The following is a 26,194-nucleotide window of genomic DNA, read 5'->3' on the forward strand; positions in this document are numbered from 1 at the left end:
TGTCATCTAGTAATTTATTGCTTCGTTATGCAAGGAATGTCCGGCAGGAATGTGATCAAGTACGCGTTTTTTCCCTTCAAACAGGTTCGTCGGTTCAGCTTACCGGCACTGAGACAGGTGAGCGTGATACGTATGACATTCACTGCGGTATACTGTGACAAATCTTTTATCCGGGGCGAATATGAAAACCAAAGCTGCAACCCTTGCCGATGTTGCTCGTCATGCCAATGTTTCTTATCAGACAGTGTCGAGGGTGCTTAACAATTCAGCGAACGTGTCTGCTAAAACACGTCAAAAAATTGAACAAGCCATTGCCGAACTTAAGTACGTTCCAAATCGCGTAGCTCAACAGTTGGTAGGGAAAGAGAGCAAAACAGTCGGGCTGGTTACAACTTCACTTGCCCTGCATGCCCCCTCGCAAATTGCGGCAGCAGTGAAAAAATATGCCGGAGAACAGGGATATCAGGTACTGATATCCATGATTGACGATGTTGATATTAAAGGTATTCAGGCTGCAATTAATGAATTAAAAGCACAACGGGTAACAAAGATTATTATCAACGCACCACTGGAAACGGCATTGGCTGAAACACTGGTTACTGAAAACAGCGATGTATTGTGTCTGTTTCTCGACGTGGACCCTTATAGCCCGGTATTTAACGTCACCTTTAATCCCGCAGAAGGTGCACGCGCCAGCGTGAAGCATCTTTACGATTTGGGGCATCGTCAATTTTGCTTGATCTCTGGCCCTGAAAATTCAGTACCCGCGCGGCTACGACTCAATACCTGGCGCGACACACTCGCTTCACTCCAACTGACGCCGCTGGCCATTCATTACGGTCATTGGGACGCTCAAAGCGGCTATCTGGCGACGTTACAGATGCTACGTGAAACACCACAGGCGACCGCTCTTCTGATCGCCAATGATCAGATGGCATTGGGGGCATTAAGCGCCTTACATCAACAAAAACGTAAAATCCCGCAAGATATTTCTGTCATAGGCTATGACGACACCTATGAGAGTGCGTTTTTTGAACCTTCGCTAACGACCGTCGCAATCGACTTTGATTTACAAGGGAAAATTGCCGTTCAACAAATTTTACAGCCGAACGATGAACACGCGATGCTCCGCTCTTCGACCATCCTTCCCAGTCGCCTGGTCGTGCGTAACTCTGCTGGTCCCCTGCACTCACCACAGACTGATCTGATGAATATTGCTGAACACCTTCGCACACTGGCAGATGAGCTAACACGAAAGGCATAAAAGTAATACGTTCTCATAAAAAGATTTAGTGATCTGTTTCGCTAAATCTTTTTTATTATCAGCAATAATTGTGATGTAAATCTCAAACATTCATTTAACACATTGCCTAATCATCGCGGTCAGGGTCAGAGTAAAAATGAAATTGTTAACGCATGACATTTCCGGAGATGCATACCAAAACAATAACCAGTAAGCACAGCTAATGCCTGTGCCAACGGTAAATGACCCAACGCCAGTGATTGAGGATATGGCTATGTTATTGCCCGGTAAACGTAATTATATTTTGCTCAGTATTTTTGATTTTCTGTACCTCTTCGCCTGGTCGGCAACGATGGCATTTTTTGTCATATGGACGACACAGCATCTGGAAATTACCGCCACACGCACAGGATTGCTTTATTCCGTTAATGCTTTCATTGCGTTATTAATGCAGCCGTTCTTCGGTTTCATCTCCGATAAATTTGGTCTTAAGAAACAACTCATCTGGATCCTCGTCGCATTATTACTTCCCGTAGGACCATTCTTTATTTATGTGTATGCCCCGCTTCTGGTTCATAACTTCTGGCTGGGCGCTGTTTTGGGTGGTGTTTACCTGGGGATCATTTTTAATTCTGGCTGTGGCGTTCTGGATTCCTGGATAGATAAAGTTTCGCGCCGTTATCATTTTGAATATGGTCGCGTAAGAATGTGGGGCTCTCTGGGATGGGCTGCCGCCGCGTGGATTGTGGGTAAATACATTGATACCAGCCCTAATCTCTCTTTCTGGCTGGCAAGCTGTGCCATTGTGATCGCCGCAATCTGCTTTATGTTTACCAAAATTGAACTGACCGAGGCGGAAATTGAAAAAACCAATTCGCTGAAAGCTATCCATGCACTTGAACTGGCGAAAAATAGTCAGTTCTGGTTTTTATTGATGTTCACTCTGTTCGTAACGCAAATTTATGACACCTACGATCAACAATTCGCACAATATTTTTCGCTGCAATTTCCGACGCCAGAAGAAGGCAATCGCTGGTACGGAATTCTGGCTTCTGTCCAGGTCTGTGGAGAAACCTTATTTCTCTGTCTGATGCCGTGGTTTGTTAACCGCACTGGCGCCAAATGGGCATTGGTTATTGCCGGAACCATTATGTCGCTACGCATTGCCGGTTCTGCTATCCAACTGGGACCAGTGTGGATTGCGGCCGTTAAAATGATGCACGCCATCGAAAAACCACTGATCCTGGTGTCTGTGTTTAAATTTATCGCGGCTAACTTTGATCATAAACTCTCTTCGACGGTATACCTGCTGGTGCTTTTTGTGGCATCCATCGCCACGGCAATCTATTCACCCATTGCCGGCTATCTGTATGACACCATTGGCTTTGCTGAAACCTATCTAATCCTGGGGGCGATTGCCGGTTGCTTCACGATTATTTCGGTCTTTACGCTGCGGGACAAATCCAGCAGCCAGCCTGCGGAGGCGCTAACTGAAAACCCAGTAGCATGACAATCATTTGCGCCCCGATATTTGGGGCGTTTTCCTCACCTGTTGACCAGATTACGATACAAATTTTATCCAGAACTCTGTAGAATCCCTGCCCTGACCTTTCCTGTAACTGAATATTTTTTAAGCTATGAGCAAAGTAACTCCCCAGCCGAAAATCGGCTTTGTTTCCCTTGGCTGCCCGAAAAACCTCGTCGATTCAGAGCGCATTCTTACCGAACTGCGTACTGAAGGTTATGACGTAGTACCGAGCTATGACGACGCAGATATGGTGATCGTTAACACCTGCGGCTTTATTGACAGCGCGGTGCAAGAATCTCTGGAAGCCATTGGCGAAGCGTTGAATGAAAACGGCAAGGTGATTGTGACTGGTTGTCTGGGAGCAAAAGAAGATCAGATCCGCGAAGTTCACCCGAAAGTGCTGGAAATCACCGGGCCTCATAGCTACGAGCAGGTTCTGGAGCACGTTCATCACTACGTGCCAAAACCGAAACACAATCCGTTCCTGAGCCTGGTGCCGGAACAGGGTGTTAAGTTGACCCCACGTCATTATGCCTATCTGAAGATTTCCGAAGGTTGTAACCACCGCTGTACCTTCTGCATTATTCCTTCAATGCGCGGCGATCTGGTGAGCCGCCCGATTGGCGAAGTATTAAGCGAAGCGAAACGTCTGGTGGATGCGGGCGTTAAAGAGATTCTGGTGATTTCCCAGGATACTTCCGCCTATGGCGTAGATGTTAAACACCGTACTGGCTTCCACAACGGCGAGCCGGTAAAAACCAGCATGGTCAGCCTGTGCGAACAGTTATCGAAACTGGGGATCTGGACACGTCTGCACTACGTTTACCCTTATCCGCACGTGGACGACGTCATCCCGCTGATGGCTGAAGGCAAAATCCTGCCATATCTGGATATTCCGCTGCAGCATGCCAGCCCGCGCATTCTCAAACTGATGAAGCGCCCGGGTTCGGTTGATCGCCAACTGGCACGTATCAAAAAATGGCGTGAAATCTGCCCGGAACTGACCCTGCGTTCAACCTTTATTGTCGGCTTCCCTGGCGAGACGGAAGAAGATTTCCAGATGCTGCTCGACTTCCTGAAAGAAGCACGTCTGGATCGCGTTGGCTGCTTTAAATACAGCCCGGTTGAAGGCGCTGATGCCAATGCTCTGCCGGACCAGGTCCCGGAAGAAGTGAAAGAAGAACGCTGGAATCGCTTCATGCAACTGCAACAACAGATTTCCGCCGAGCGCCTGCAGGAGAAAGTTGGCCGTGAAATTCTGGTGATCATCGACGAAGTGGATGAAGAAGGCGCGATTGGCCGCAGTATGGCTGATGCGCCGGAAATCGACGGCGCGGTCTATCTCAACGGTGAAACCAACGTTAAGCCGGGCGACATCCTGCGTGTGAAAGTCGAGCATGCCGATGAGTACGATTTATGGGGTAGTCGGGTTTAATTAATGCCAGGCCGGGCAAATTTATTTTCCCGGCCTGCTAATAAACATTATTGCCAGCTAATCTGCGCCCTGCCGTTTTTCTTGCTCTTATACAGTCGCTCATCTGCCAGCATTTTCAGCCGTTCAACGGTGGTACATTCATTTGAATGTGCTACGCCGATGCTGGTGCTTAAATTAATGCTCCCCACCTGGAAATGAACGATTTCTTTTAATATCGATAGCAACTCTTCCAGCGTTCCACCTGTATAAATCACCGCAAATTCGTCGCCGCCAAAACGATAGACTTTGCCTTTATCCACCGGAATTTGTGATTTAAGGATTTTCACAACCTTAATCAACACTTCATCGCCCAACAAATGGCCGAAGGTGTCGTTAATGTTCTTGAATTTATCGACGTCAAACAGGCACAAATATCCGCCTTTTTCCGGCAAGGCTTTTAAGTCTTCGTCAAAGGATTTTCTGCCCATCGCTTTGGTCAGGTCGTCAAGAAATGCTGAGTTATACATGCTGTAGAGTTTTTTGACATCCGCCGCCGAGAAGAAAAGCCCACCGTCCAGCACGCGGTCAAAATGGTTATTAATAATGGCTTCTTTTTCAACAATGCCCCGATTGATCACTCTGCGTACCAGATAGAGGCAGCTGGCCCCTGATATAGCTGCCACCAATGCGGCAAAGAAGATGATCAACGTACATACCTGAAAATAAACGTCTTTTTTATAGGCAAACACATACAATCCTGTCGGTAAATAGGAGAAGTGCTCCATCGCTTCCGAAACAGTGAAGATGGCGTTTTTGGCGTTATATTCATCACCAGTAACCGGTTTGCCATTCTTAAAAAGTGAGAACATCAGGTTATCGCTGTCCATTGCCAGTGATTTTGACAGTAAAGAAAAGCGCTCCAGCCCAAGCAAAAATATCAGACTGCGATTATGGCTAACCGGGTAGAGATAATAGACGAAGGTTTTACCGTCAAAAGAGATAAACCCCGTATTCTTAACATGCAAATACTTAACCACCTGCATGATATTTGTACAATAGTTATTCTCGTACTCCTTTACCTGAATACATTCATCACTGGAAATCAGATAAGGCCCAACATCATACAAATAAGAAGGAGAAATCGAATCGGCATAGGCTGTGCGTAAGCCAACCAGCAATTGTTCTTCCGTAGGATTTAGCGTATTGATGAGATCAATTGCCACACTACGCCGATATTCAGCAATATTTGCCACCGCAAAAGCAGTATCAATAACGGACTGTTTCAGGCCATACACCCGTTCTTTCACCATTTGAGTGTAGATCCCGCAGGCAACTGCCGAAATCATAATAAAAATCAGCAGACTGACTGTAAGTACGAATTTATTGATTCTGGACATACCTAAACTACTCTTTTACTAACTTTCCACTTTTATCCCAGGCAGAGAATGGCATAGGCTTCTGGTACAGATACCCTTGGGCCTGAACACAGCCTAATTTCATTAATTCACGCGCAACCTCTTCGCTCTCAACGCCTTCTGCAATCACCGGAATCTGGTTATAGCGTGCCAGGTCGAAGATAATGCGTACAATTTTTCCCGCGGTGCCGAAAATATCGCCGGTAAATTGTGAATCTACTTTTATGCTGTCAGGGTTAATTTCATAAAAACGTTTCAGGTTTGACAGCCCTGTGCCAAAGTCATCAATCGATATCCCTACCCCTTGTTTACGCAGTTGTGCAATATTGAGATAAAAATGTTCATTAATTCGTTCGATCACTGTTTCAGTGATCTCAATACAGATGCTATTTGCCTGCAGATCATGCTCTTTCATGATAGTTGTAAAATGCTCATGAAAGTGTGGTTCGTTTAGCTGCCAGGGCGAAACATTAATATGCAGTAAGAAACCGTCCTTCAGGGCCGCACGCTGGCTAAAATGCCTGAATTCACGCATTGCGGTTTTAATAATTTGATAGCCAAGCTCATTGATAAACCCAATATCTTCAGCAATCGTAACAAACTTCAGCGGTGAGATTATTCCTCGTTCCGCAGAGATCCAGCGGCATAATGCTTCTGCGCCGACAATGTCTCTGGTTTTCATATCAACAATCGGTTGATAGACTAAAAATAGTTCGCCTATTTCCATTGCATGGCGAATATTACGCGCAATCCAGATATTCTCTTCAATTTCGTTGAGTTTCGCGTCATCACAGAAAATAAACTCAGAGAACATATGGTCACGGACACTGGAAATCGCCAGTTTCAGCTTTTCGGCATAACTCCAGGCGTTTTCACCCTTCAACGGTTCACAAATGGCAGATTTGTGTATACGCAGATTACGATAACCAAAGCTGCTGTCGAAATCATTTACCATCGCTATTTTGCGGGTAAAGGTCTGTACATTTTCCCGGCATAATAATAAATAGAGATCGGCATTGAATGTCACTATATCGCAGCATTGCGCATATTTCTCGGCAATTCGCTGACACAGTTTCCTGACGATTTTATTGCGTTCCTCGACGCCAAACACAGCTTCGACAGCTTCCAGCCCGCACAGTTTGATGATCCCGACAGCCAGATACTGGCTATTATTAGATTCAATAATCGCCATGTTTTTGATAAATCCACTCTCCTGATCGTAGGAGATTAGCGAGAGCAGTTTATTCGAACGTTCAACTTCGGCATCTTTCATTTCCGCTATGGAATTTTTGATACTGATAATCTCTTTCGCATCGCCTTCACGGATTTTCAGCGCCTGCATTTGTTCAGTAGAATCGGGCAAAAACTCCAGCGTATTGACCAGTTCTGTCATTTCGGAAAATTGTCGACGAAACACACGCGTGGTCATTAAGTAAACCAACAGCAATACGATAATAATAAATGCAAATGGTAGATAAAAGAGTTTATCCGATGCGTTAAATAAATTACCTGTGGGATAATAAAAATATATTTCGAACAACGCGTTATTTGGAACTTCTGATGTTCTTGCGATATATTCCGTGTCGAAAGAATCAATAATGTTATAGTTTCCTTCGCTATTATAAATAATCAGTTTTTCACGGGCGAGTTGGTTTTTGGCGATGATCTCATGGCCTTGTTTCAAAAACAGCACTTCATCAGTCGAACTGATTTGATCAAGATATTCATTCAGATAGCGCCAGTTTAAGTCAACATGAATTTTGTTAACCGCCAGTAAGTCACGGTCTTTGCCATTAATTCGTAGAGTAAAAGAGATACACTTTTTCCCTGGCCGATCAAAGCAGTTGTAGGCCGGATTCCAGCTACTACCCGAGTCGTCTGATGCCACCGACCAGGGCCGCTGGGACGGGTTAAAGTCGGCAAAGATGACGCGTCCTGCCTCATCGACAAGTGGCCCATTTACTTTTTCCTGATGGTAAACAATGATTTTATCATTCGCCCGACGGGTAAAGAGATAATATTTATCATCATCCAGCACCAATCCTACCGTATCCAGAAATGGCATCATTTCCATTTTCAGAATGACGGCACGTTTAATCTCCTCACTGTTTTTCAATAAATACAGCGAATCCTTTAACGTTAAGGCAGCACGCTCAATATCTTTAAAAAAATAACCTACATTTTTTTGAATAAGTTCAAAGCGGCTATCGGCACGTTTTACCGCCCTTTCCGATACCAACTGATAGTTAATGATGAAAAAAAGACCAATAAATGACAGCGTAGCCAACAAAAATAAAATAATCAGTCTTATCTTTATTTTTTCGTATAAACTAAGCATGTTAATACACGTAACAAAATAACTATCAGTACGCTACTTCGCTGCATAAATAGACTTTTACAGCAGCATATTTACCCAATTACCTGATTCTACAAAATCGGCAGAAAGTTACAACATTTGCGTATAGCAATAATTTCCTATGACGCCATTACATTTTTAAGCAATATTCTGCCGTGGCTATGCTTTAATTTTCGGGTCCAGCGCGTCGCGTAAGCCATCGCCCAGCAAGTTGAAAGCCAGCACGGTAAGGAAGATAGCGAGTGCCGGGAAAACCGCCACATGCGGCGCGATGACCATATCCGCTCGCGCTTCATTGAGCATAGCCCCCCATTCTGGTGTCGGCGGCTGCGCCCCCAGGCCAAGAAATGAAAGGCTGGCAGCCGAGATGATCGAAGTGCCAATACGCATTGTGAAAAAGACGACAATGGAAGAGACAGTCCCGGGCAAGATATGGCGCAACAAGATGGTCATGTCGCTGGCACCAATACTGCGCGCCGATTCAATAAAAGTTTGCTGTTTCAACACCAGCGTGTTGCCGCGCACCAGACGGGCAAAAGCCGGAATGGAAAAGATGGCGACTGCGATAATTACGTTGGCAATACCGCTTCCTAACACCGCAACGACAGCAATCGCCAGTAATATGCCAGGGAAAGCAAACAGCACATCGCAAATACGCATAATCAATCGGTCCCACCAGCCTTCGTAATATCCCGCCAGTAAACCCAATAGCGTACCGATCGCCGCGCCAATAAAGACAGCAAACACACCCGCCGCCAGCGAGATTTGCGCGCCGACCAGGACACGGCTGAAAATATCACGCCCCAGCGAGTCGACACCAAACCAGTGTTGCAAAGAAGGGCCGTTATTCAGGTTGTCATAATCGAAAAAATTTTCGGCATCATAGGGGGCGATCCAACGGGCAAAAATTGCCACCACAATCAGCAAAATGACGAACAGTGCGGCGGCCATCGCCATATGCTGACGGCGAAAACGTCGCCAGAATTCATGCCACGGTGTACGTACCTGGTCAGGTTTTACCAGTGGCATAGCGTTTAACACCGCCTGGCGTCGCCAGTTAAATAGTCGCATCCTTACTTGTACCTGATAGCCGGGTTAATGGCGGCATAAAGCACATCCACCACTAAGTTGATAAGAATAAACTCCAGCGAGAAGAGCAGAATTTCTGCCTGAATCACCGGGTAATCACGCATTTCTACCGAATCGACCAGTAAACGCCCAAGTCCGGGCCAGTTAAATACTTTCTCCACCACGATAGAGCCACCGAGCAAAAAGCCAAACTGCAATCCCATCATGGTGACCACCGGGATCATGGCGTTGCGTAAACCATGCTTGAGGACAACCCAGGTTTCGCTTACCCCTTTCGCCCTCGCGGTACGCATATAATCTTCATTTAAAACGTCAACAAACGAGGCGCGGGTAAAACGCGCCATCACTGCCGCCACCGCCGCGCCGAGCGTCAGAGAAGGTAATATGTAGTGCTGCCAACTGTCTGCACCTACGGTAGGCAACCAGCCCAGTTCAACAGAGAAAACCTGAATCAGCAGTATGCCGAGCGCAAATGCCGGAAATGAAATCCCTGATACCGCGATGGTCATACTTAATCGATCCGGCCAACGGTTACGCCAGACGGCGGCGATAATACCCGCCGCCATGCCGAACAGCACCGCCCATGTCATACTGGTAATGGTCAACCACAGCGTAGGCATGAAACGGCTGGCGATCTCCTCGGCAACCGGACGACGCGACACCATCGACAGACCAAAATCCCCCTGCACGGCATTGCTGATATAGTGCCAGAACTGGTGATACAGCGGCTGATCCAGCCCCAGTTGCTGACGCACCAGTTCGATGACCTGCGCATCGGCTTCTGGACCGGCAATCAATCGCGCCGGGTCGCCGGGTAGCATATGGACAAACAAAAACACCAGCACCGAGACAATAAACAGCGTCGGAATCAGCCCCAGCAAGCGTTTGATAACGTAATTAAGCATTCCTCTCCCTGCGTTGCTTATTGCAAATCCGCATCTTCAAAGCTAAAGCCAGTGTCTGGCATAATCCAAAAACCACTCAGTTTTTTGCTGTGTGCCGACACCAGTTTTTCTACCACCAGCGGGATCCACGGCGACTCTTGCCAGATGGTATCCTGCGCCGCCTTATACAAGCGCGCCTTTTCCGTCGGATCGTTGGTTTTCAGCGCCTGGGCAAGCTCGTCATCCACCTGCTTATTGCTGTAAAACGCAGTATTAAACAGCGTCGGCGGCCAGTTCTGCGAGGCGAACAGCGGCGATAGCGCCCAGTCAGCTTCACCGGTCGAGGCCGACCAGCCAGTATAGAACATTCGCACGCCGCTCTCTTTTTGCCCTTTACCTTCAACTTCTGCCGCCCGCTGCCCGGCATCCATCGCCGTCACCTGGGCTTTAATCCCCACCTGCGCTAGCTGTTGCTGGGTAAATTGCAGCACTTTCTGCGCGGTACTGTGATTATGTGATGACCACAATGTGGTACTGAAACCGTTGGGATATCCCGCCTCTTTTAATAGTTCGCGCGCTTTAGCCGGATCGTAAGGCCACGGTTTATAACTTTGCGCGTAGGCAATACTCGGTGGCACCACACCAGTGGAAGGAACTGCATACCCCGCGAAGGCCACTTTCACCAGTGCCTGACGGTTGATGGCGTAATTCAGCGCCTCACGCACTTTTGGGTTATCAAATGGTTTCTGCGTCACGTTCATACTGATATAACGCTGCATAATCGACGGGCTGGCCATCAGCTCGATATTTTTGTTCTTGTCCAGTAGCGCAGCTTGTTCATAAGGGATGGGGAAAGCAAACTGCGCTTCACCGGTTTGCAGCATTGCCGCGCGGGTATTGTTGTCCGCCACCGGACGCCAGGTGATGCTGTCCAGTTTGGGCAAGCCTGGCTGCCAGTAACCCGCGAATTTTTTAACCTTCACAAAATCGGTCTGGTTCCAGGTATCCAGTTCATACGGTCCAGTTCCGACCGGATGAAAACCAATCTCCTTGCCATATTTTTCCAGCGCCGCCGGTGAAATCATCGCGGTCGCCGGGTGAGCGAGGATGTTAATAAACGCGGAGAACGGTTGCTTGAGCGTAATCTTTACCGTTGTCGGATCGACCGCTTCAGTTTTGGCAATATTTTTGTACAGGTTATAGCGTTTTAAATGATTTGCCGGATCGCTGGCTCGGTCCAGATTCGCTTTGACGGCTGCGGCGTTAAAGTCGGTGCCATCCTGGAACTTAATCCCTTCGCGCAATTTCACGGTGTAAGTGAGGCCGTCATCAGAAACGGTATAACTCTCCGCCAGCACGTTTTTCAGTTTCATCTCTTTATCCAGACCGAACAGCCCCTGATAAAAAGATTTCGCTACGGCCTGAGATAACGTGTCATTCGCGTCATATGGATCGAGCGTAGTGAAGTTCGATCCCACTGCCACAACCACATCTTTGGCAGCGAATGCACAAGGTGCCATCAACGCTGCGGCAATGCTCAGCGCCACTAACCCACTTCGGTGTACAGCTCTTGCCATTTTATTCTCCGCCTGAATGTTATCTACGCAAAAATGCGTACTCTGATTGTGGTTGTGCGACGTAATGCCCCGGCCCGACGCATTGCAACGAGACGGCGGCAACATCTTCGCCACGCAGATGAATATTGCTGGGAAGATCATCCGACAGCAGCACGCGCCGCGGTCGTAGTCGGGACGGTTCAGCGACCGGAACTGCCGCCAGTAATTTACGTGTATAAGGGTGCTGCGGATTTTCAAAGACCGCGCGCCGTGGACCAATTTCAACGATTTGCCCGAGATACATCACCGCCACACGATGACTAATCCGCTCCACCACGGCCATATCGTGGGAGATAAACAGAAAGGCGATGCCCAAATCACGCTGGAGATCGAGCAACAAGTTGATGATTTGCCCACGGATAGAAACATCCAGCGCCGAGACGGCTTCATCGGCAATGATCACTTTTGGATTCAATGCCAACGCGCGAGCAATGCAGATGCGCTGACGCTGACCACCGGAAAACTCATGCGGGTAACGCCACGCATGTTCAGGTAACAGGCCAACGCGTTCCAGCAACCACGCAACGCGTGCAGCAGCTTCTTTACCTTGCAATAAACCGTGTACGCGCAGCGGTTCAACAATCGAATCACCAATGGTCTGTCGTGGATCCAGCGAGGCGTAAGGATCCTGAAAAATAAACTGGATGTCGCGACGCAATGCCTGAAGTTTGCCTGGTGAAAGGGTATCGATTCGCTGCCCTTTGAAGATGATTTCGCCGCCCTGGGATTCAACCAGGCGCAGCAACGCCCTACCGGTGGTTGATTTGCCACTCCCGGACTCTCCCACCAGCGACAACGTTTCGCCCGGCCAGAGATCAAAACTGACCTTCTCAACCGCATGCACTTCTCGCGTAACGCGATTCAGTAAGCCACTACGTAAAGGGAAACGGGTCACCAGATTACGCACCTGTAAAACAGGGTCGCCATCAACCACCGTTTTCTGCTCGACAGGTCGTTCCTGTTTAGCCGGATCTTCAAGCGATATCAGCGGGAAACGGCGAGGATAATCTTGCCCTTTCATCGCCCCCAACTGCGGCACGGCAGCCAACAGCGCGCGGGTATAAGGATGCTGTGGCGCATGAAAAATCTCTTCAACGCTGCCCGTTTCGACCGCTTCGCCCTGATACATCACCAGCACCCGATCGGCAATCTCTGCCACCACGCCCATGTCGTGAGTGATAAAGATGACGCCCATCGACATCTCTTTTTGCAATACTTTGATTAATTGCAGGATCTGCGCCTGAATGGTGACATCCAGTGCGGTGGTCGGTTCATCCGCAATCAGCACCGCCGGGCGACATGACAGCGCCATTGCAATCATCACTCGCTGGCGCATCCCGCCGGAGAGTTGATGCGGATAACGCGAAAGAATGGTTTGGGCTTCCGGGATGCGAACCTGATCCAGCATCCGCTTCGCCTCTACCATCGCCTGTTCACGACTGGCGTTTTGATGCAAACGGATAGACTCGGCAATCTGCTCACCCACAGTAAATACCGGATTCAGCGACGTCATCGGCTCCTGAAAAATCATCGCGATATCTGCGCCGCGCACATGCTGTATTTGCCTGGCACTCTGCTCGTTAAGCTCAATCACTTCACGACTGCGTCGCCGCAACAGCATTTTATCGCACTGCACCAGGCCGCCTGCTTGTTCCAACAGGCGCATCAATGCCAGTGCAGTCACTGACTTACCGGAGCCGGATTCCCCGACAATGGCCAGCGTCTCACCGCGTCGCAGCCGAAAAGAAAGATTGCGCACCGCAGCCACTTTCTGCTGGTCCTGCATAAAGGCAATGTTGAGATTATCGACCGCCAGGACATCACCGGCATCAAGTTCATCACTGTGTGGCAACGGTGTCCCCTTTTTCGCGGTAGATACCAGTGGTTGGTGTATCGCCTGCGTAGCCCCAGGCGCGATACATTCCTTCGGTGTTAAACGGTAGTGCGACGTTACCTTCGTGGTCGATAGCGATTAAGCCACCGCTGCCGCCAAGCGCAGGGAGTTTTTCCATCACCACCCGCTCGCAGGCTTCCGCGAGGCTTAGACCGCCATAATCCATTAACGCGCCGATGTCATACGCCGCCAGCGCGCGGATGAAGACTTCGCCCGTACCGGTACAAGAAACCGCCACACTGGCGTTATTGGCGTAGCATCCGGCACCCACTAAGGGACTATCGCCCACTCGTCCGGGTAATTTATTGGTCATTCCGCCCGTGGACGTGGCGGCTGCCAGATTGCCGTCTAAATCCAACGCCACGGCCCCCACCGTACCCATTTTTTGTTTTTCATCCAGCGGAGCGCCGCTATGGTCGAGGACGGTTTCCCCACACTCACGCGCCGCCAGCAGCTGTTCATAACGCAAAGGCGTAGAGAAAATCTCCGGCGAGACGCGCTCCATGCCATGAGAAAAAGCAAAGTTTTCCGCCCCCTCGCCAATCATCATCACATGCGGGCTTTGCTCCATCACCAGCCGGGCGGCAAGAACCGGATTACGCAGATGACTAATGCCCGCCACCGCCCCCGCTTTCAGTGTGTTGCCATCCATCACGCAGGCGTCCAGTTCATGCGTTTCATCACGCGTAAAGACGGCGCCAATTCCGGCGTTAAAGAGCGGACACTCTTCCAGCAAGCGCACCGCTTCTGTCACCACATCCAGCGCGCTTTCACCCGCTTCGAGCATTTGCTGTCCGGTTTCAACAATGGCAGACAGCGCCTCAATGTAGCGTAATTCCTGTTGCAGACTCATCTGTGCGCGGCTAATTGCGCCTGCGCCGCCGTGGATTGCAATGACTGCTTTGCCCATAGTCTTCGTCCATTAAGGGTGGCTCGCCACTTTTGCTATAAATATCAGAATTTTTATGAATTACTCATTCAATTTTTGAATATAGAAAGATGTATATGGCATGTAAAGGCGAGTGTCTGCTCTACGACCGAGGTGGCATACAGTCTGTGGCGTTTTTCTGACATAATAGGCAAATTCGATTTTGCCTCCGCAGGAGTGTTTTCATGGAATTTACCACCGGATTGATGTCGCTCGACACCGCGCTTAATGAGATGCTTTCTCGCGTTACCCCACTGACCGCCCAGGAAACGCTACCACTGGTACAGTGTTTTGGTCGTATTCTGGCGAGCGATGTGGTTTCGCCGCTGGATGTCCCAGGGTTTGATAACTCCGCAATGGACGGTTACGCGGTACGTTTGGCCGATATCACCTCCGGGCAACCGCTGCCCGTTGCCGGGAAGTCGTTTGCCGGTCAGCCTTATCATGGCGAGTGGCCCGCTGGCACCTGCATCCGCATTATGACTGGCGCACCAGTACCGGAAGGCTGCGAAGCAGTGGTCATGCAGGAACAGACTGAACTAACGGACAATGGCGTACGTTTTACCGCTGAAGTGCATAGCGGGCAAAATATTCGCCGTCGCGGTGAAGATATCTCTGCGGGCGCGGTTGTTTTCCCGGCGGGAACTCGCCTGACTACCGCTGAACTGCCAGTGATTGCTTCGCTAGGGATTGCCGACGTTCCGGTGATTCGTAAAGTGCGAGTGGCGCTATTTTCCACGGGTGATGAGTTGCAGTTACCCGGTCAGCCTCTGGGCGATGGGCAAATTTACGATACCAACCGCCTCGCGGTGCATTTGATGTTAGAACAGCTGGGTTGTGAAGTAATCAACTTAGGGATTATTCGCGACGATCCACATGCCCTGCGCGCCGCATTTATTGAAGCCGACAGCCAGGCGGATGTGGTGATCAGTTCCGGTGGTGTTTCGGTTGGTGAGGCGGATTACACCAAAACCATTCTCGAAGAACTGGGCGAAATTGCTTTCTGGAAACTGGCGATTAAACCGGGTAAACCGTTCGCGTTTGGTAAACTCTCTAATAGCTGGTTCTGCGGCCTGCCGGGCAATCCAGTTTCTGCAACGCTGACCTTCTATCAATTGGTACAACCTTTGCTGGCCAAATTAAGCGGCAATACCGCCAGTGGCCTGCCCGCCCGTCAGCGCGTACGCACGGCATCGCGTCTCAAGAAATCCCCTGGACGTCTTGATTTCCAGCGCGGCGTGCTGCAACGCAACGCCGACGGCGAGCTGGAAGTCACGACCACCGGGCATCAGGGTTCACATATATTTAGCTCCTTTAGCCTCGGCAACTGCTTTATCGTGCTGGAGCGCGATCGCGGCAATGTTGAAGCGGGCGAATGGGTGGAAGTCGAGCCATTTAACGCGTTGTTCGGAGGCCTGTAATGGCGGAACTCAGCGATCAGGAGATGCTGCGCTACAATCGGCAAATCATCCTGCGGGGTTTTGATTTTGACGGCCAGGAGGCATTGAAAGATTCCCGCGTGCTGGTGGTTGGTCTGGGCGGCCTCGGTTGTGCGGCCTCGCAGTATCTGGCAAGCGCGGGCGTCGGTAACCTGACGCTGCTCGACTTCGACACGGTTTCGCTCTCAAATTTGCAGCGCCAGACGCTGCACAGTGATGCTACGGTCGGGCAACCGAAGGTAGAATCAGCCCGTGACGCCCTGGCGCGGATCAATCCACATATCTCGATTACGCCGATAAACGCGTTGCTTGATGACGCTGAACTGGCTGCGTTGATTGCTGAACACAATCTGGTGCTCGACTGTACGGATAACGTTGCGGTACGTAATCAACTGAACGCGGGCTGTTTTGCCGCGAAGGTGCCGCTGGTTTCCGGCGCGGCTATTCGCATGGAAGGGCAAATCACGGTCTTTACTTATCAGGACGGTGAGCCGTGCTATCGCTGCCTTAGCCGTTTGTTTGGCGAGAACGCGCTAACCTGCGTGGAAGCAGGCGTAATGGCACCGTTGATTGGGGTGATTGGTTCGTTGCAGGCAATGGAAGCGATCAAACTGCTGGCAGGTTATGGCAAACCTGCCAGCGGGAAAATCGTAATGTACGATGCGATGACCTGTCAGTTTCGCGAAATGAAACTGATGCGTAATCCGGGGTGTGAGGTGTGCGGGCATTAATTGCCAGCTCCGGGCCTGATAAGATGCGGCAAGCGTCGCATCAGGCATTTGCTCCTGACGCCAGATGCGGCGTGAACGCCTTATCTGGCCTACGGTTCGGGTACACATTTCCAGGCCTGATAAGACGCGGCAGGCATCGGTGCACTCTGCCACGTCATCAGCAATTTATGAGGATGACAAGCGCCCTGTTAAATCGACGTTCTGCCAAACGCCCCCTGCCAGTCCTGCTCAAACTTCGCCACTGCGGCATCAACTGCCGGATAGCTAATCATCTGTTGCGCGACATCCAGCGGCAGTGTGATTGATTCGCATCCTGCCAGTAAGCAGTCCAGCGCCTGACGCGGGGTTTTGAAACTCGCTGCCAGCACTTTCGCCTGTGGCGCATGCATTTTCAGTAACTGGTGTAAGTCGGTCACCGTCTGAATACCACTTCCGCCCTGAGCATCAATTCGGTTGACGTAAGGCGCAACATACTCTGCCCCCGCCAGCGCCGACAGCAGCCCTTGCGCCGCACCATACACCGCCGTACCCAGCGTCGGAATCCCTTCCGCTTTTAATAGCTTAATCGCTGCCAGCCCCTCGGCAGTCACAGGTACTTTAACCACGATATCCGCAATAATAGAACGCAGTTTACGCGCATCATTCACCATACCTTCAGCAGTTGTAGACATGACCTGGGCAAACAAACGCCCCTGTCCGCCCATCGCCTCATGTAACTCAGGAAGTAAAACTTCCAGAGGCTTCTTACCTGCTGCCACAATACTTGGATTAGTGGTCACACCCGCCAACGGAAAAACACGAGCCAGCGTCTTCACTGCGGCGACGTCTGAAGTATCCAGATACAGTTCCATAGTCATCCTCTAAATCTACTTTTGTATGAAATCAGACTATCACGAAAAAACTCTCTGAACAGTTGATGCACATCAATCTAACTTTCATTCGAAAGTATTTTAATGTTTGAACGAAAAAGAGGGGCATCTATGATTTTCAACATTCAGCGCTATTCGACCCACGACGGTCCCGGTATCCGCACGGTAGTTTTCCTTAAGGGGTGCTCGCTGGGCTGCCGCTGGTGTCAGAACCCGGAAAGCCGCGCCCGCACGCAGGACCTGCTATATGACGCGCGTCTGTGCCTGGAAGGCTGCGAACTATGCTCAAAGACCGCGCCGGAAGTGATTGAGCGCGCGCTGAATGGTTTACTCATTCACAGGGAAAAGTTAACGCCTGAACATCTGACGGCGCTGACCGACTGCTGCCCGACACAGGCGTTAACCGTGTGTGGTGAAGTGAAAAGCGTTGAGGAGATCATGGCGACCGTTCTGCGCGATAAACCGTTTTACGATCGCAGCGGCGGCGGCTTAACGCTTTCCGGTGGTGAGCCGTTTATGCAGCCGGAAATGGCGACGGCGCTGCTGCAAGCCAGCCACGAGGCCGGTATTCATACTGCGGTAGAAACCTGTCTGCATGTGCCGTGGAAATATATCGCCCCTTCTCTGCCCTATATCGATCTGTTTCTTGCCGATTTAAAACACGTTGCCGACGCGCCGTTTAAACAGTGGACTGACGGCAGCGCCGCCAGAGTGCTGGATAATCTGAAAAAACTCGCCGCAGCGGGCAAAAAAATCATTATTCGCGTGCCACTGATTCAAGGCTTTAATGCCGATGAAGCCAGTGTGAAAGCCATTACTGATTTTGCCGCCAGTGAACTGCACGTTAACGAAATCCATTTCCTGCCCTACCACACGCTGGGCATCAACAAATATCACTTACTTAATCTGCCCTATGACGCCCCGGAAAAACCGCTTGATGCGCCAGAACTGCTCGACTTTGCCCAGCAGTATGCCTGCCAGAAAGGGTTAACCGCGACCTTACGAGGATAACAATCATGACAACACTGAAACTGGACACGCTCAGCGACCGCATTAAAGCGCACAAAAATGCGCTGGTGCATATTGTGAAACCGCCGGTCTGTACCGAGCGCGCACAGCACTATACTGAGATGTATCAACAACATCTCGACAAGCCAATCCCGGTACGTCGCGCGCTGGCGCTGGCGCACCACCTGGCTAATCGCACCATCTGGATCAAACACGATGAGTTAATCATCGGCAACCAGGCCAGTGAAGTCCGTGCCGCGCCGATCTTCCCGGAATATACCGTCTCCTGGATCGAAAAAGAGATTGATGATCTGGCGGATCGTCCGGGTGCTGGTTTTGCGGTGAGCGAAGAGAACAAACGTGTTCTGCATGAAGTGTGCCCGTGGTGGCGCGGTCAGACCGTACAGGATCGCTGCTATGGCATGTTTACCGATGAGCAAAAAGGTCTGCTGGCAACCGGCATCATCAAAGCGGAAGGCAATATGACCTCCGGCGATGCGCACCTGGCGGTCAATTTCCCGCTGCTGTTGGAAAAAGGGCTTGATGGTCTGCGCGAGAAAGTGGCAGAGCGTCGCTCGCGTATCAACCTGACAGTGCTGGAAGATTTGCACGGCGAGCAGTTCCTGAAAGCGATTGATATCGTGCTGGTGGCAGTCAGTGAACACATTGAACGTTTCGCTGCTCTGGCGCGAGAAATGGCCGCCACTGAATCCCGCGAAAGTCGTCGCGATGAACTGCTGGCGATGGCAGAAAACTGCGACATCATCGCCCACCAGCCGCCGCAAACTTTCTGGCAGGCGCTGCAACTGTGCTACTTCATCCAGTTGATTTTGCAGATTGAATCTAACGGTCACTCGGTGTCGTTTGGTCGTATGGATCAGTATCTCTACCCGTACTATCGCCGCGACGTTGAACTCAACCAGACACTGGATCGCGAACACGCCATCGAATTGCTGCATAGCTGCTGGCTGAAACTGCTGGAAGTGAACAAGATCCGCTCCGGCTCGCACTCAAAAGCCTCTGCGGGAAGTCCGCTGTATCAGAACGTCACCATTGGCGGGCAAAATCTGGTTGATGGTCAGCCGATGGATGCGGTGAATCCACTCTCTTACGCGATCCTCGAATCCTGCGGTCGCCTGCGTTCGACTCAGCCTAACCTCAGCGTGCGTTACCATGCGGGAATGAGCAACGATTTCCTCGATGCCTGTGTGCAGGTGATCCGCTGCGGCTTCGGGATGCCCGCGTTTAACAACGACGAAATCGTGATTCCGGAATTTATTAAACTCGGTATTGAACCGCAGGACGCTTACGACTACGCAGCGATTGGTTGTATCGAAACCGCCGTCGGCGGTAAATGGGGCTATCGCTGCACCGGCATGAGCTTTATCAACTTCGCACGCGTAATGCTGGCGGCGCTGGAAGGCGGTCGTGATGCCACCAGCGGCAAAGTGTTCCTGCCACAAGAAAAAGCGTTGTCAGCGGGTAACTTCAACAACTTCGATGAAGTAATGGACGCATGGGATACGCAAATCCGTTACTACACCCGCAAATCAATCGAAATCGAATATGTGGTCGACACCATGCTGGAAGAGAACGTGCACGATATTCTCTGCTCGGCGCTGGTGGATGACTGTATTGAGCGAGCGAAAAGTATCAAGCAAGGCGGCGCGAAATATGACTGGGTATCTGGCTTACAGGTCGGTATTGCTAACCTCGGCAACAGCCTGGCGGCAGTGAAGAAACTGGTATTTGAACAGGGCGCGATTGGTCAGCAACAATTGGCTGCCGCACTGGCGGAAGACTTCGACGGTCTGACTCACGAGCAGCTGCGTCAGCGTCTGATTAACGGCGCGCCGAAGTACGGCAACGACGATGATACCGTCGATACGCTGCTGGCTCGCGCTTATCAGACCTATATCGACGAACTGAAGCAGTACCATAACCCGCGCTACGGTCGTGGTCCGGTTGGCGGCAATTATTACGCAGGTACATCATCTATTTCCGCCAACGTACCATTCGGCGCGCAAACTATGGCAACGCCGGACGGACGTAAAGCGCATACCCCGCTGGCAGAAGGCGCAAGCCCGGCCTCCGGTACCGACCATCTCGGCCCAACGGCGGTCATTGGCTCGGTGGGTAAACTGCCTACCGCAGCGATTCTCGGCGGTGTGTTGCTCAACCAGAAACTGAACCCGGCGACGCTGGAGAACGAGTCTGACAAGCAGAAACTGATGATCCTGCTGCGCACCTTCTTCGAAGTGCATAAAGGCTGGCACATTCAGTACAACATCGTTTCCCGCGAAACATTGCTGGAAGCGAAAAAACATCCAGATCAATACCGCGATCTGGTGGTGCGTGTCGCGGGCTATTCCGCCTTCTTCACCGCGCTCTCTCCAGACGCACAGGACGATATCATCGCCCGTACCGAACATATGCTGTAACTCTTCCGCCCGGCGGCCACCGTCGCCGGGCCATATCATTCACGCTATCAATTTCTCGCTCAATTACATTCGAAATAAATTTGTGCCCTGCGTCACATTGTTATTACACTGTGGCGGTTTGCATTCATTGCCAGGAGCACTTCTTATGAGCGTAAAAGTTATCGTCACAGACATGGACGGTACTTTTCTAAACGACGCCAAAACGTACAATCATGAGCGTTTTATGGCGCAATATCAGGAACTGAAAAAGCGCGATATTGAGTTCGTTGTCGCCAGCGGTAACCAGTATTACCAGCTCATTTCCTTCTTCCCTGAGCTAAAAGATGAAATCTCTTTTGTTGCAGAAAACGGCGCTCTGGTTTACGAACACGGCAAGCAGCTTTTTCACGGCGAACTGACTCGACATGAATCGCGGATTGTTATTGGCGAGTTATTGAAAGATAAACAACTGAATTTTGTCGCCTGTGGTCTGCAAAGTGCATACATCAGTGAAAATGCCCCGGAATCATTCGTTGCATTGATGGCAAAACACTACCATCGCCTGAAACCTGTAAAGGATTACCAGGACATTGACGACGTACTGTTCAAATTTTCTCTGAACCTGCCGGATGAACAGATCCCACTGGTGATCGACAAACTGCACATTGCACTCGACGGCATTATGAAACCGGTGACCAGTGGTTTTGGGTTTATTGACCTGATTATACCTGGCCTGCATAAAGCGAACGGTATTTCACGGTTACTGAAACGCTGGGATCTGTCGCCGCAAAATATCGTGGCAATTGGTGACAGCGGTAACGACGCCGAAATGTTAAAAATGGCTTATTACTCTTTTGCAATGGGCAATGCTGCTGAAAGTATTAAACAAATCGCTCATTACGCTACGGATGACAATAATCATGAAGGCGCGCTGAATGTAATTCAGGCGGTGCTGGATAACATCGCTCCTTTCAATCGTTGATTTTCCCCCGGGCCGGAGTGACCACTTCGGCCTCTCGCCTTTTTGCTCGCTTTGTGCGGTGACTCAAGATCTTTATCTTGCGTTAACTTATTTTTAACTTAAAGTATCAATCGTAATCATTTTACTTTCGAACGAAAGATGAGAGGTTGATATGACTTTTTCCTGTGAGACGCTGCCCACAGATGCGAAAGCGGCTATCCGAGAAATGAAAGCTGCGCTGCGGGAACAGCTCGGTGATGTACAACAGGTTTTCGATACACTCTCTGCAAAAATCGAAACGCGTGTTGCTGAAATCGATGCCCTAAAAGCGCAAGGGTTGCCGGTTTGGCCAGAAGTTTCTTATAGCGATATTGCCGCAGGTACAGTAAGCGATACCACTCGCAATGAAATTAAACGTCGCGGCTGTGCAGTAATAAAAGGTCATTTCCCTCGCGAGCAGGCGCTGGCGTGGGATCATGCCATGCTCGATTATCTCGATATCAATCATTTTGATGATGTTTATAAAGGTCCTGGCGACAGTTTTTTCGGCTCACTGGAGGCTTCTCGTCCCGAAATCTATCCCATTTACTGGTCACAAGCACAGATGCAGGCGCGGCAGAGCGAAAATATGGCTGCTGTGCAATCTTTCCTGAACCGCCTGTGGAAGTCTGAAAGCAACGGCAAGCAGTGGTTTGATCCTGATATCAGTGTGATTTACCCGGACAGGATCCGTCGTCGTCCTCCAGGTACTACATCTAAAGGTCTGGGCGCACATACCGATTCTGGTGCGCTGGAACGGTGGTTATTACCCGCTTATCAGCGCGTTTTTGCCAATGTGTTCAATGGTAATTTCGATGATTACGATCCCTGGGATGCTGCACACCGGACCGATGTCGAAGAGTACACGGTGGATAACACGACCAAATGTTCAGTGTTCCGCACGTTTCAAGGCTGGACTGCGCTCTCTGATATGTTATCGGGTCAGGGATTGTTGCATGTGGTGCCTATCCCGGAAGCGATGGCGTATGTTTTATTGCGCCCGCTGCTGGATGACGTACCGGACGATGAACTGTGCGGGGTTGCACCTGGCAAAGTTCTGCCCATTTCAGAGAAATGGCATCCGCTACTGATTAAAGCGCTGACATCCATTCCCGCGATAACAGCAGGGGATTCCGTCTGGTGGCACTGCGATGTGATTCACTCCGTCGCGCCAGTAGACAATCAACAGGGTTGGGGCAACGTGATGTATATCCCTGCTGCGCCAATGTGCGAGAAAAATCGGGCTTATGCACACAAAGTCAAAATGGCGCTGGAAAAAGGCGCATCACCGGGCGACTTCCCGCGGGAAGATTATGAAGCAAACTGGGAAGACCGCTTTACGCTGGATGATCTGAACATTCACGGTAAGCGCGCACTGGGCATGGACGTGTAAGAGTTGATGGATTATTGGAAGTGAGGTTAAGGAAGTAGGTTCGATGTTGCTCAGATTGCTGACAAAGTGCGCTTTGTTCATGCCGAATGCGGCCTACAAAGTCTTGCAGATTCAATATATTGCAGGGACTGCGTAGGCCTGATAAGCGTAGCGCATCAGGCAATCTTGCGTTTGTCCTCAGCAGCCGTCACCCCGACTGTATCGGGGTGACGGGCAATAACTTACTCGATCCCTCTGCTACGCAGATAATCTTCGTAATTACCGCTAAAGTCGATCACGCGTTCCGGGGTGATTTCCAGAATGCGGGTCGCCAGTGAACTTACAAACTCACGGTCGTGAGAAACAAAGATCAGCGTACCCTGATACAGTTCCAGCGCCATGTTCAGTGACTCGATGGATTCCATATCCAGGTGGTTGGTCGGTTCGTCCATGATCAGAATGTTCGGCTTCTGCATCATTAACTTACCAAACAGCATCCGCCCTTTTTCCCCACCGGAAAGCACTTTCGCAGGCTTTTTGATGTCGTCCTGGCTGAACAGTAAACGACCAAGAATGCTGCGTACCGCCTGCTCATCATCGCCTTCTTGCTTCCACTGACTCATCCATTCGAACACGGTCAGATCATTTTCGAACTCATATTCGTGGTCCTGGGCATAGTAACCAATGCGCGCGTTCTCAGACCATTTTACGGTGCCGCTTTCCGGTTGCAGATCGCCCACCAGCGTTTTCAACAGGGTCGATTTACCGACGCCGTTGGTGCCGAGTACCGCAAGTTTTTCACCGACTTCCAGCAGCAGGTTGAGATTTTTAAACAGCGGACCGTTATCAAACCCTTTAGTCAGACCTTCCACTTCCAGCGCGTTACGGAACAGTTTCTTATCCTGTTCAAAACGAATGAACGGGTTCTGACGACTGGAGGCTTTTACCTCTTCCAGTTTGATTTTATCAATCTGACGCGCGCGCGAAGTCGCCTGGCGAGATTTCGAGGCGTTGGCGCTAAAGCGGCTAACGAAGGATTGCAGCTCAGCAATCTGCGCTTTCTTCTTGGCGTTATCAGCCAGCAGACGTTCACGCGCCTGGGTCGCGGCCGTCATGTACTCATCGTAGTTGCCCGGATAAACGCGCAGTTCGCCGTAGTCCAGATCCGCCATGTGAGTACAAACCATGTTGAGGAAGTGACGGTCGTGCGAAATGATGATCATAGTGCTGTCACGCTCGTTCAGCACCTGCTCCAGCCAGCGAATGGTGTCGATGTCCAGGTTGTTGGTCGGTTCGTCGAGCAGGAGAATGTCCGGGTCAGCAAACAGCGCCTGCGCCAGCAGCACACGCAGTTTCCAGCCAGGAGCAACTTCACTCATCGGGCCGTAGTGTTGTTCCAGTGGAATACCGACGCCAAGCAACAATTCCCCCGCACGCGATTCTGCAGAGTAACCGTCCATTTCGCCGTATTTCACTTCCAGATCGGCCACTTTGTAGCCATCTTCTTCGCTCATTTCCGGCAAAGCATAGATGCGGTCGCGCTCTTGCTTCACTTCCCACAACTCTTTATGCCCCATGATCACCGTATCCAGCACGGTGTACTCTTCAAAGGCAAATTGATCCTGGCGCAGCTTACCAATGCGCTCATTCGGATCGAGGGAAACGTTGCCCAGCGTCGGCTCAAGGTCGCCGCCGAGGATTTTCATAAAGGTGGATTTACCACTACCGTTCGCGCCAATCAGGCCGTAACGGTTGCCGCCGCCAAATTTGACGGAAATGTTTTCAAACAACGGCTTACTGCCGAACTGCATGGTGACGTTACTGGAAACTAACACAGGCGTATCCTGAAAAGATATATGACAAACCGCGTATTATGCCATAAGTCTGAAAGAAGATCCCGTCCCCCGCTTAAGGTCTACACTCTTCCCAAAGGCAAAAAATGTGATTTAGTACACATCTGATTTCACTGTTAGCTGGAATGAACATATAATGCGCTTCCAATACTCTAATATTCTCAACCTAATGGCCTGCCAGGCACTAAATCTCGCTTAACATGAATATGAAATTGAAAACATTATTCGCAGCGGCCTTCGCTGTTGTCGGCTTTTGCAGTACCGCCTCTGCGGTAACTTATCCTCTGCCAACCGACGGGAGTCGCCTGGTTGGTCAGAATCAGGTGATCACTATCCCTGAAGGTAACACTCAGCCGCTGGAGTATTTTGCTGCCGAGTACCAGATGGGTCTTTCCAACATGATGGAAGCGAACCCTGGTGTGGATACCTTCCTGCCGAAAGGCGGCACCGTACTGAACATTCCACAGCAGTTGATCCTGCCAGATACCGTGCATGAAGGTATCGTCATTAACAGCGCAGAGATGCGTTTGTACTACTACCCGAAAGGGACCAACACCGTTATCGTGTTGCCGATCGGGATTGGTCAGTTAGGTAAAGACACACCTATCAACTGGACCACCAAAGTAGAGCGTAAGAAAGCTGGCCCGACCTGGACACCGACCGCCAAAATGCACGCCGAGTACCGCGCAGCAGGCGAACCGCTTCCAGCTGTCGTTCCGGCTGGCCCGGATAACCCGATGGGGCTGTATGCACTGTACATCGGTCGCCTGTATGCTATCCACGGCACCAACGCTAACTTCGGTATCGGCCTGCGTGTAAGTCATGGCTGTGTGCGTCTGCGTAACGAAGACATCAAATTCCTGTTCGAGAAAGTGCCAGTCGGTACTCGCGTGCAGTTTATTGATGAGCCGGTAAAAGCGACTACCGAGCCAGACGGCAGCCGTTATATTGAAGTCCATAACCCGCTGTCTACCACTGAAGCCCAGTTTGAAGGTCAGGAAATTGTACCGATTACTCTGACGAAGAGCGTGCAGACAGTGACTGGTCAGCCAGACGTTGATCAGGTTGTTCTGGATGAAGCGATTAAAAACCGTTCCGGGATGCCGGTTCGTCTGAATTAATCGTTAAAACTTAA

At 50.4% G+C, this 26,194-nt stretch carries 19 protein-coding genes; 10 read left to right on the top strand and 9 right to left on the bottom strand.

Translation table 11 applies throughout. The features are described from left to right. The first annotated feature begins 181 nt into the window (after nt 1-181). The 3 genes from D9741_RS16135 to rimO all read left to right on the top strand — a co-directional run bounded on the left by D9741_RS16135 (nt 182) and on the right by rimO (nt 4,206). Nucleotides 182-1,264 carry a LacI family DNA-binding transcriptional regulator gene (locus tag D9741_RS16135; RefSeq protein ID WP_130214766.1) on the top strand — a complete coding sequence of 361 codons (1,083 nt, stop codon included), beginning with the start codon at nt 182-184 and terminating at the stop codon, nt 1,262-1,264. Nucleotides 1,265-1,517: 253 nt separating this feature from the next. After that, complete coding sequence (locus D9741_RS16140; RefSeq protein WP_130215051.1) at nt 1,518-2,753, top strand: oligosaccharide MFS transporter; 1,236 nt, start codon at nt 1,518-1,520, stop codon at nt 2,751-2,753. Nucleotides 2,754-2,880: 127 nt separating this feature from the next. Then, on the top strand, nt 2,881-4,206 hold the full coding sequence (gene rimO / locus D9741_RS16145) for a 30S ribosomal protein S12 methylthiotransferase RimO (RefSeq protein WP_001558886.1): 1,326 nt from the start codon (nt 2,881-2,883) through the stop codon (nt 4,204-4,206). A gap of 47 nt (nt 4,207-4,253) precedes the next feature. On the opposite strand, the gene D9741_RS16150 is transcribed toward rimO, so the two are convergent. The 7 genes from D9741_RS16150 to iaaA all read right to left on the bottom strand — a co-directional run bounded on the left by D9741_RS16150 (nt 4,254) and on the right by iaaA (nt 14,349). Then, on the bottom strand, nt 4,254-5,582 hold the full coding sequence (locus tag D9741_RS16150) for a GGDEF domain-containing protein (RefSeq protein ID WP_130214768.1): 1,329 nt from the start codon (nt 5,580-5,582) through the stop codon (nt 4,254-4,256). A 7-nt stretch (nt 5,583-5,589) separates the two neighbouring features. Beyond that, nucleotides 5,590-7,938, bottom strand: a complete 2,349-nt coding sequence (locus D9741_RS16155) for an EAL domain-containing protein (protein ID WP_130214770.1) — start codon at nt 7,936-7,938, stop codon at nt 5,590-5,592. Nucleotides 7,939-8,115: 177 nt separating this feature from the next. Next, entirely contained in the window at nt 8,116-9,027 is a 912-nt protein-coding gene (gsiD, locus tag D9741_RS16160; RefSeq protein WP_130205171.1) for a glutathione ABC transporter permease GsiD, read from the bottom strand. Nucleotides 9,028-9,029: 2 nt separating this feature from the next. After that, entirely contained in the window at nt 9,030-9,950 is a 921-nt protein-coding gene (gene gsiC, locus D9741_RS16165; protein ID WP_130214772.1) for a glutathione ABC transporter permease GsiC, read from the bottom strand. A 17-nt stretch (nt 9,951-9,967) separates the two neighbouring features. Beyond that, complete coding sequence (gene gsiB / locus D9741_RS16170; RefSeq protein WP_130214774.1) at nt 9,968-11,506, bottom strand: glutathione ABC transporter substrate-binding protein GsiB; 1,539 nt, start codon at nt 11,504-11,506, stop codon at nt 9,968-9,970. Nucleotides 11,507-11,525: 19 nt separating this feature from the next. Then, complete coding sequence (gsiA, locus tag D9741_RS16175) at nt 11,526-13,397, bottom strand: glutathione ABC transporter ATP-binding protein GsiA (protein WP_130214776.1); 1,872 nt, start codon at nt 13,395-13,397, stop codon at nt 11,526-11,528. Continuing rightward, entirely contained in the window at nt 13,384-14,349 is a 966-nt protein-coding gene (gene iaaA / locus D9741_RS16180; protein WP_130214778.1) for a beta-aspartyl-peptidase, read from the bottom strand. The genes gsiA and iaaA overlap by 14 nt, the downstream gene beginning before the upstream one ends. 203 nt (nt 14,350-14,552) lie before the next feature. Between iaaA and moeA the strand changes: the two genes are divergently transcribed. Next, on the top strand, nt 14,553-15,788 hold the full coding sequence (gene moeA, locus D9741_RS16185; RefSeq protein WP_130214780.1) for a molybdopterin molybdotransferase MoeA: 1,236 nt from the start codon (nt 14,553-14,555) through the stop codon (nt 15,786-15,788). After that, on the top strand, nt 15,788-16,537 hold the full coding sequence (moeB, locus tag D9741_RS16190) for a molybdopterin-synthase adenylyltransferase MoeB (RefSeq protein WP_130214782.1): 750 nt from the start codon (nt 15,788-15,790) through the stop codon (nt 16,535-16,537). Before moeA ends, moeB begins: the two co-directional genes overlap by 1 nt. 188 nt (nt 16,538-16,725) lie before the next feature. On the opposite strand, the gene fsa is transcribed toward moeB, so the two are convergent. Beyond that, nucleotides 16,726-17,388 (bottom strand): fructose-6-phosphate aldolase, encoded by a 663-nt coding sequence (gene fsa, locus D9741_RS16195; RefSeq protein WP_130214784.1) that lies wholly within the window; start codon nt 17,386-17,388, stop codon nt 16,726-16,728. A 129-nt stretch (nt 17,389-17,517) separates the two neighbouring features. Between fsa and D9741_RS16200 the strand changes: the two genes are divergently transcribed. From D9741_RS16200 to D9741_RS16215, 4 genes are all read left to right on the top strand, one after another. Continuing rightward, nucleotides 17,518-18,417: a glycyl-radical enzyme activating protein gene (locus tag D9741_RS16200; RefSeq protein WP_130214786.1), complete on the top strand. Its 900-nt coding sequence runs from the start codon at nt 17,518-17,520 to the stop codon at nt 18,415-18,417. A 5-nt stretch (nt 18,418-18,422) separates the two neighbouring features. Then, the gene (locus tag D9741_RS16205; RefSeq protein WP_130214788.1) at nt 18,423-20,855 is read left to right on the top strand and encodes a glycyl radical protein; all 2,433 of its coding nucleotides are present in this window, start codon (nt 18,423-18,425) and stop codon (nt 20,853-20,855) included. A 145-nt stretch (nt 20,856-21,000) separates the two neighbouring features. Then, nucleotides 21,001-21,816, top strand: a complete 816-nt coding sequence (gene ybiV / locus D9741_RS16210; protein WP_130214790.1) for a sugar-phosphatase YbiV — start codon at nt 21,001-21,003, stop codon at nt 21,814-21,816. A gap of 151 nt (nt 21,817-21,967) precedes the next feature. Continuing rightward, nucleotides 21,968-23,227 carry a DUF1479 domain-containing protein gene (locus D9741_RS16215; RefSeq protein ID WP_130214792.1) on the top strand — a complete coding sequence of 420 codons (1,260 nt, stop codon included), beginning with the start codon at nt 21,968-21,970 and terminating at the stop codon, nt 23,225-23,227. 221 nt (nt 23,228-23,448) lie between these two features. Here the strand turns inward: D9741_RS16215 and D9741_RS16220 are convergent, their stop codons facing one another. Then, nucleotides 23,449-25,041: an ABC-F family ATPase gene (locus tag D9741_RS16220; RefSeq protein ID WP_130214794.1), complete on the bottom strand. Its 1,593-nt coding sequence runs from the start codon at nt 25,039-25,041 to the stop codon at nt 23,449-23,451. A 218-nt stretch (nt 25,042-25,259) separates the two neighbouring features. Here D9741_RS16220 and ldtB point away from each other — a divergent pair, with 218 nt between their 5' ends. Continuing rightward, on the top strand, nt 25,260-26,180 hold the full coding sequence (ldtB, locus tag D9741_RS16225; RefSeq protein WP_001056384.1) for a L,D-transpeptidase: 921 nt from the start codon (nt 25,260-25,262) through the stop codon (nt 26,178-26,180). Nucleotides 26,181-26,194 lie beyond the last annotated feature (14 nt).

Origin of the sequence: Escherichia sp. E14V7 (assembly GCF_004212225.1) — a bacterium.
Lineage (GTDB): Bacteria > Pseudomonadota > Gammaproteobacteria > Enterobacterales > Enterobacteriaceae > Escherichia.

Coding starts and splice junctions, on each gene's coding strand:
- gsiD (WP_130205171.1), bottom strand. CDS start 9,027: ATGCGACTATTTAACTGGCGACGCCAGGCGGTGTTAAACGCTATGCCA.
- D9741_RS16135 (WP_130214766.1), top strand. CDS start 182: ATGAAAACCAAAGCTGCAACCCTTGCCGATGTTGCTCGTCATGCCAAT.
- ybiV (WP_130214790.1), top strand. CDS start 21,001: ATGAGCGTAAAAGTTATCGTCACAGACATGGACGGTACTTTTCTAAAC.
- gsiC (WP_130214772.1), bottom strand. CDS start 9,950: ATGCTTAATTACGTTATCAAACGCTTGCTGGGGCTGATTCCGACGCTG.
- D9741_RS16155 (WP_130214770.1), bottom strand. CDS start 7,938: ATGCTTAGTTTATACGAAAAAATAAAGATAAGACTGATTATTTTATTT.
- D9741_RS16205 (WP_130214788.1), top strand. CDS start 18,423: ATGACAACACTGAAACTGGACACGCTCAGCGACCGCATTAAAGCGCAC.
- D9741_RS16200 (WP_130214786.1), top strand. CDS start 17,518: ATGATTTTCAACATTCAGCGCTATTCGACCCACGACGGTCCCGGTATC.
- D9741_RS16215 (WP_130214792.1), top strand. CDS start 21,968: ATGACTTTTTCCTGTGAGACGCTGCCCACAGATGCGAAAGCGGCTATC.
- moeB (WP_130214782.1), top strand. CDS start 15,788: ATGGCGGAACTCAGCGATCAGGAGATGCTGCGCTACAATCGGCAAATC.
- ldtB (WP_001056384.1), top strand. CDS start 25,260: ATGAATATGAAATTGAAAACATTATTCGCAGCGGCCTTCGCTGTTGTC.
- moeA (WP_130214780.1), top strand. CDS start 14,553: ATGGAATTTACCACCGGATTGATGTCGCTCGACACCGCGCTTAATGAG.
- D9741_RS16150 (WP_130214768.1), bottom strand. CDS start 5,582: ATGTCCAGAATCAATAAATTCGTACTTACAGTCAGTCTGCTGATTTTT.
- gsiB (WP_130214774.1), bottom strand. CDS start 11,506: ATGGCAAGAGCTGTACACCGAAGTGGGTTAGTGGCGCTGAGCATTGCC.
- D9741_RS16140 (WP_130215051.1), top strand. CDS start 1,518: ATGTTATTGCCCGGTAAACGTAATTATATTTTGCTCAGTATTTTTGAT.
- fsa (WP_130214784.1), bottom strand. CDS start 17,388: ATGGAACTGTATCTGGATACTTCAGACGTCGCCGCAGTGAAGACGCTG.
- iaaA (WP_130214778.1), bottom strand. CDS start 14,349: ATGGGCAAAGCAGTCATTGCAATCCACGGCGGCGCAGGCGCAATTAGC.
- rimO (WP_001558886.1), top strand. CDS start 2,881: ATGAGCAAAGTAACTCCCCAGCCGAAAATCGGCTTTGTTTCCCTTGGC.